Source organism: Alkalibacterium psychrotolerans (genome assembly GCF_054784355.1).
In genome coordinates this window covers 1-5,027 of the sequence record NZ_BAAGPH010000109.1, presented here as the reverse complement: position 1 = coordinate 5,027, position 5,027 = coordinate 1, and the positions used below count along the sequence as shown (strand labels likewise).

General features: G+C 33.1%; 5 protein-coding genes. 1 reads left to right on the top strand and 4 read right to left on the bottom strand.

Annotated features, from left to right (window positions below):
- Positions 1-315: 315 nt before the first annotated feature.
- Both ACYVLS_RS09395 and ACYVLS_RS09390 read right to left on the bottom strand, forming a co-directional pair.
- Positions 316-1,317, bottom strand: coding sequence for a DUF4433 domain-containing protein (locus tag ACYVLS_RS09395; RefSeq protein WP_460323882.1), 1,002 nt, complete (start codon positions 1,315-1,317; stop codon positions 316-318).
- Positions 1,314-2,237 carry a macro domain-containing protein gene (locus ACYVLS_RS09390; RefSeq protein WP_460323880.1) on the bottom strand — a complete coding sequence of 308 codons (924 nt, stop codon included), beginning with the start codon at positions 2,235-2,237 and terminating at the stop codon, positions 1,314-1,316. Before ACYVLS_RS09390 ends, ACYVLS_RS09395 begins: the two co-directional genes overlap by 4 nt.
- A gap of 225 nt (positions 2,238-2,462) precedes the next feature.
- Between ACYVLS_RS09390 and ACYVLS_RS09385 the strand changes: the two genes are divergently transcribed.
- Positions 2,463-3,065 (top strand): hypothetical protein, encoded by a 603-nt coding sequence (locus ACYVLS_RS09385; protein ID WP_460323878.1) that lies wholly within the window; start codon positions 2,463-2,465, stop codon positions 3,063-3,065.
- A 130-nt stretch (positions 3,066-3,195) separates the two neighbouring features.
- On the opposite strand, the gene ACYVLS_RS09380 is transcribed toward ACYVLS_RS09385, so the two are convergent.
- Together ACYVLS_RS09380 and ACYVLS_RS09375 are read right to left on the bottom strand one after the other, a co-directional pair.
- Entirely contained in the window at positions 3,196-4,044 is an 849-nt protein-coding gene (locus tag ACYVLS_RS09380; protein WP_460323876.1) for a hypothetical protein, read from the bottom strand.
- Between the two features lie 10 nt (positions 4,045-4,054).
- Positions 4,055-4,903 carry a hypothetical protein gene (locus ACYVLS_RS09375; protein ID WP_460323874.1) on the bottom strand — a complete coding sequence of 283 codons (849 nt, stop codon included), beginning with the start codon at positions 4,901-4,903 and terminating at the stop codon, positions 4,055-4,057.
- Between the last annotated feature and the right edge of the window lie 124 nt (positions 4,904-5,027).

Sequence of the window (5,027 nt, the reverse complement as noted above, 5' to 3'; positions counted from 1 at the left end):
TCTTCTGTTTCCAGTGTAAAATGTACTTGGGTCATGTAAAGTCCTCCTGGGTATGTTTTTGTGGTTAAAAACATTGTACCGTAAAAGGACCTTACATGGCCTTTTTGCTTTTACACAATTATATGGATTTTATCGTTAAATGCAAGTGATACATCTAGTTAAGAATAAATAAAGCTGTTGTTTTTTTCAACAACGATTTATTCCTTACAAGAATTCATTAAAACGAACATGTGTTAAACTTGGCATAAAAAAATGGCACCTCAGCTTATTTATCTGACGGCACCATTTTAAATCGGTAACTATTTTAGAAGTTTATTAGTAAGGCAACTCTTCATCATCTTCAAAACGACCACTATACATTAAATGGTTATCAAAACTAAGTGTAAGATTATATGCTTTTCTGGACTCAGCAAACTTTAAAATCTGATTTGGTTGCCATTTTTCTATAGTATGCTGCCTTTTGATTCCATTATCTTCAATCAGTTCAATTTTTAAATCGAAGGATACAGGTTCATTTTTATTTTTCTCTTGACTTACTCTCAAGTCAAACATAACTTTATCTTGATACAGTCGGACAGTATGAAAATAAGTCCAACGACTAAAAAACATAATATTGGATGTGTCAATTTGAATAAAACTTTCATACTTATTTCGAAGATCATCACCCATTAACGTTAAAAGAGTATCCTTTTCTGCAGGTGTTCGAACTACTATTTTCTTTAAATAATCATCTAAATTTATAGAATTAGGATAAATAATTTCCGCATGACGGTGACCTATTATCTGACGTTTTTCGTCCGGCGTTGGCGCACTGTCATGATAAATTTTATCAAAAGGCAACTTGTTGAATTCTTCTGGAGATGAATACAAGGAAATATTAGTATGTGAAGCTAGACTGGTTTCTGTAAAACGACAAGCAGGATGGGATAACAACTTTTCTATATCTAGTAGGAGAAAAACGGGTACCGGGCATTGTGCATCCAGTTCGCTTAAGTCTAACTGTTCTTTTGTTTTAAATCCTTCATTGTGAAATTGTGTAGGGGATTTCGGTCTGAAGTATAAACGAACATAATCCTTGAAATCCGAATTGGTCTGATTAATAACTTTTTTGCTCGCATTATCATTTTTCATTTTTCCTTCTTTTAAAGCGAGATTTCTTGAAAGCAATCGTCCATCTGATAAAATAGAAACAATATTTTCAACATGGGAAAAATGATAACAATACTTGAACCAGCTTTTTCTACTAGAGGAATGAATCCCCGTAGGTATTCTTCCTGATTTCAAATCATTTAAGACGCTCTCAAAAGTAATCGTCATCCGAATTTCAGCTCCATCTGCTCTCCTTTAGATAACAAGCTTTCTTTACAAGGAAGGTTGCCTTTTTTTATTGTTACACCAATAAATTGCTTCTTTTCATTATTGATAGCACGTATGGGTACGATATAAGATAAAGTAGTTAAAAAACGTAAAATCAGATTGTTCCTATCATTAATTCTATAACTTCCTTGGAAATCTCGAGAAAATAAATAGCCATAATCTCTGAGTTTTATCCATAAATCAAAAAAGTCTTCTTTGTAAAAATAAATAGTGTCTTCGGGCGTTCTAATAGAAAAGTACTCTTCATTTGTTTCATTAACAACTAGCAGTTTCACTGTCCAGTCAAATACTTGTCCCTCAAGGTTCTTAACTACTTCAGTTAAGTCTTCCCATACAAAATCAACACTTAGTGCACTAGGCTGTTTTTGAAGCCACTGCTTCGTATCTTTAATATTTTTATGCTCCGTTTTAGTTTCTAAATCATCAACAATGTGTATGAAAACATCTATTGGAAGATTCTTTAAGTATTTCTCAATCAGTGGTTTAACTTCCGATTCCCAATCTAAACCTCCATTTCCAGTACCTAGCTGGGGAAAAGAGATAGAATAAATGCCTTTATCTTCATAAGTTGAGACAAACTTCTCTAAACCTTTTTCAATATATTCAATTTTGGAGGGCTGTCTCCAATGTTTTTTTGTAGGAAAGTTAAGAATCCATTTATGCTCATCTTTGTATAACCAAAGTTTCCCAATATCCAAAAGGTCCTGTTCACAATACTTGCGATATTGTTCATACATTTCAGGGTACAGTTGTTTATATTTCTTTGCGATTCCTTTCCCCATGACCCCAACTGTATTTACTGTATTTACAATAACTTGTGCTGGACTTTCAAAAATATCTTGTTTTACATAAAGCAACATAATACTCACCTCTCTATCAGAAAACTACGGGTATTTACTATATTATATCATATAAGAGCCTTTTTAAATATGAGTCAAGCAACTTCAACATAAGATACGCGTTATAAATAGTCTCATGTATTAGCTTCGCATCTTTATACTTAAGTACGATCAATTAATCATACTGTTATAACACCCCTATTTTATGGTAAACTTAATAAATCAGGAAAAAAGGAGAAAATTAATATGAACAAGCAATCTATGGAGACACTCAAAGAGTTGGAGATTAAAAAAGCGCCTGAGGTACAGTCTATCGAGGCAGCTAACGATAATTACACTAAAAAGCAATTGGCACACTTTATTGAGCGTCATGATTTGGACATTGCCAAAAGCTGGAAAAAGGCAGAAATCGTTGAAGCCTTAACCGAGTGGATGGAGTCCGCACAAAAAGAAATGATGATATCAGATTCTGATTTACATTCATTTTATTCTGAAGAATTAGTGAAAACTGATGAGTCAGTCAATATCTATGATGACAACTTGTCTGACGACAAGCTGGAAAATATCTTGAAGCTTGTTGAACATGGTTTAGCTTACAATGTTGACGGGCAGCTTTGGGTACCAGCCGAAACAGCACCTGTAGAAAACGATTCTACAGTAAAAACTGACGAGCCTAAAAAAGACGCACCGAAAAAACAGGCTTCATCAAGCAGTCAGTCAAAACCAACTACTTCTGCTGCTTCCCCTTCTGTTTTCAAAGATGAAGACATCGAGAAGAAGAAAGAAGCTAGACTGAAGTACTTAAAGAAACAAGCGAAGCGTAAGAAAAAAGGCAAGAAGCGTAAATAATAAATCTCTACAATAAATCCCCTAAGTTATCACTAATGTCCAGTGGATAATCTAGGGGATTTATTTCTATCTACTTTCTATTTAATTATAGTTAAGTTTACTTAGTTAGTGAATCAGTGTAATTGACAGATTATGTTCCAACAGTTTTACTTAGTTGCTCTATTGCAGCCAATGATATATTGACTAATGCCCCTAATTCATACTTTTGGTTTTCATTCATTTTTTTATAATCCTTAGGATAGTTTTCTTTAGCATCGCTAAGTCTATCTAATAGGTTTGCTTGAGTATCTTCTGTTAGTATTGTAAGTTTTCTAATTTCATTTATATAAGTATAATGAACTTTTTTCTTGGTATCTAACTCGAGTTGATCTTTATTTGCTTGAGCAATTACTTTTTTATTCTTTCCGTTCATTAACAAGCCACTTCCTACTAGCGCAGTACCTCCTATAGCCCAACCTACTGGTCCAGCTAATCCTAAAAGTGCAGTACCTCCAGCAATACCTTTGCCCCCAGCGACTAATGCACCACCACCCAGCCAAGCTAAAGCTGCTTTGCTAGCAGCAGCACCAGTCAATGCTGATATTGCTGTACCAGTAGAGGCTGTACCAAATGTTGTGGCTATGCCCATTGCAACAGTAGGTCCAAATGCTGCCACCCCCATGCCTGCAACTGTACCTGCTGCCACACTTCCTGTTCCTGTTAAATTAGATTTTTTTATTTCCTCATTCATAACATTTAGCATCTCTTGATAGTTTTTCAAGTCAAATTTAATTTGTTGAGCTTCTGCTGATAGTGTTTTAGGTTTATTAGATAAAGAATTTATAAAAAATTCTACATCTGACAGAGTTAATTTCAATTGCTGTCTTACCAAGTATAAAGATTCTGATTTTTTAGTAAGCTCTTTTGTGCTTTTATTGTACTCTTCTACTTTACGTTCAAGCGAATTAACTGCTTCTTTTCTATTTTTTTTATTGAACATTACTACCATCCTAATCTATAAAATATTTGTCAATTTCTGCATAATTATTAATTATTTTTTCAGAAGGCACATCCCATACTTCAGCATATTCGATACTATTTTTGAATTGTAGTTCGGCTAAGAGACTAAAGTCATCAATCATTTCTTGAATTTTATCTAACTTTTGATAATCATTATAAATTCTTTCCAATATTTCTTTATACACATTATCAACTTTGTCCAATATCAAAGCAAACTCATTTTCAATATCTTTTACTGATGTAGTAACCCCATACTTCATTAATGAAAAACTATTTCTTATAGTATTGGTGATTTCTCCAAAATTTTCTATAGTGTATATAAACGTAGAAACTAAAAAACCGGTCATAATTATTCCTACTCCAGATCCAATCTCTTCAGAAAAGGCCTTGAGTGGGTTTAGAGGATCTGCTTTTATTATCTCAGATATCGACTGTGATATAATGACTCCTAGTGATGCAGCTACACCTACACCAATAATTTTAATTCCTTCCTTTAATTTTTCTCTCTTACTGATAGTCGGATTTTTAGAGAAAATAATTTTAAAGGCTCTCATGATTGAGGTAATAGTATCATTTAATATTTTCCCAAAACTTCTACTAGTAGTTATAAAACTATTAATAATAGCATCTGTTAATACAGATACAAATCCTGCAACCATTGCAAAAGTCGCACCGGATGAAAGATTTTTTACAATATTAGTTAATTCACTCTTTGCTTTGCTTAAAGATATTTTCAAGCGACGTTTGATATCGGACACTCTTTCGCTAATTGAATTATAATCATTCCACTTTCTTATAACAGGTAGCATTGCTTTAAAAATAATGTTATTTATTTCCACTAGTGTTGCATTAAAATATTAAACTGTTCCATGACATTAAAAAATCCTTTATACTAGTACTTGGATGACTTATCCAAGACCAATACAAAGGATCTACGCATGGATAAGTATAAAACAAAAATGA

Coding starts and splice junctions, on each gene's coding strand:
- ACYVLS_RS09395 (WP_460323882.1), bottom strand. CDS start 1,317: ATGACGATTACTTTTGAGAGCGTCTTAAATGATTTGAAATCAGGAAGA.
- ACYVLS_RS09390 (WP_460323880.1), bottom strand. CDS start 2,237: ATGTTGCTTTATGTAAAACAAGATATTTTTGAAAGTCCAGCACAAGTT.
- ACYVLS_RS09385 (WP_460323878.1), top strand. CDS start 2,463: ATGAACAAGCAATCTATGGAGACACTCAAAGAGTTGGAGATTAAAAAA.
- ACYVLS_RS09380 (WP_460323876.1), bottom strand. CDS start 4,044: ATGTTCAATAAAAAAAATAGAAAAGAAGCAGTTAATTCGCTTGAACGT.